The organism is Klebsiella sp. A-Nf5 (assembly GCF_002810545.1).
GTDB lineage: Bacteria > Pseudomonadota > Gammaproteobacteria > Enterobacterales > Enterobacteriaceae > Klebsiella > Klebsiella variicola.
In genome coordinates this window covers 1-332 of record NZ_PIOG01000215.1, presented here as the reverse complement: position 1 = coordinate 332, position 332 = coordinate 1, and the positions used below count along the sequence as shown (strand labels likewise).

At 57.8% G+C, this 332-nt stretch carries 1 pseudogene; it reads left to right on the top strand.

Annotated features, from left to right (window positions below):
• Positions 1-61: 61 nt before the first annotated feature.
• A pseudogene (locus CWM53_RS20340) lies at positions 62-332 on the top strand (cyclic diguanylate phosphodiesterase); the annotation flags it as partial.

The following is a 332-nucleotide window of genomic DNA, read 5'->3' as shown; positions in this document are numbered from 1 at the left end:
CACGATCGTGCTGGTAAAAGATGGCCTGGTGTGGTGCTCGTCGCTGCCGGGCAATCGGGTACTGACGCTCCATCCGGAATCCTTGCCTGATGAGCTGCTGCAGCTGCTGCCCGCCAGGATGATGGTTAACAAGCGGCCGGTGCTGATCTATCACACGCGTTCGGCGCAGGTGAGAGTCATTGTCAGTATCAGCGACATCCATTTGCGCGATGCCTTGTATAGCGATGAGGATAACGCCGGGCTGGCGCTCTCGGTCAACCATCAGATGATCGCCAGATATGGCGATGTGGAGCCACTCAACGCGGGCCCACACCAGGGTATATTTAGCTCAC